1 pseudogene is annotated in these 689 nt (G+C 67.5%); it reads left to right on the top strand.

Annotation, left to right across the window (positions count from 1 at the left end):
• Nucleotides 1-149: 149 nt before the first annotated feature.
• Nucleotides 150-689, top strand: a pseudogene (locus tag DWZ15_RS10760) (IS21 family transposase); the annotation flags it as partial.

The following is a 689-nucleotide window of genomic DNA, read 5'->3' as shown; positions in this document are numbered from 1 at the left end:
TGTTAGCGCTAATCTAAAATTGACCACTTTCGCAAACGCATCTCGCCGAATGCGCCAACGCGCTTTCGCCGACCCCGCTAACGTACTTTCACCAACTGCGCTAACGGAACTATGCTCCGATCGGGTATCCGACCCGGGAGGAGCGGGATATGGAGCGAAACGTAATGGGAGAGCTGAACGTCTACAGGGGGTCCGGCGCGAAGCCGAACTTCAGCGAGATCGCGAGGAGGCACGGCATGGACCGGCACACGGTCGCCAAGTACTGGCGGGAGGGCGAGTCCGCCGCCGACGGGAGGTCCGCGAGGGGCAGCGCCTTCGACCCGCTCGAGGAGGTGATCCGCGCGAAGGCCCAGCTGCCCGGGATGACCAAGATGGCGGTCTACGCGTTCCTGCGCGAGGGCCGCGGGGAGGGGCTGCCCGGGTACGGCGCCTTCACCGCGTGGTGCCGGGCCCGCGACGTGCCCTTCGGGGGCGCGGGCGGCCGCGAGCCGCACCCGCGGTTCGAGACGCCCCCGGGCAGGCAGCTGCAGTTCGACTGGAAGGAGGGCATGAGGCTCGTCGACTCGGAGGGCGAGGTCTTCGAGTTCAGCGTGTTCACCGCGACGCTCGGCTACTCCCGGAAGCACCGCTTCATACCGGTCAGGAGCCGCACGCTCGACGACCTGCTGTCCTGCCTGCTCGCCACCTTC

Origin of the sequence: Collinsella sp. AF29-7AC (assembly GCF_003475665.1) — a bacterium.
Taxonomy (GTDB): domain Bacteria; phylum Actinomycetota; class Coriobacteriia; order Coriobacteriales; family Coriobacteriaceae; genus Collinsella.
Note: the sequence above shows the minus strand (reverse complement) of the source record. Positions and strands in the feature narration are given on the sequence as shown.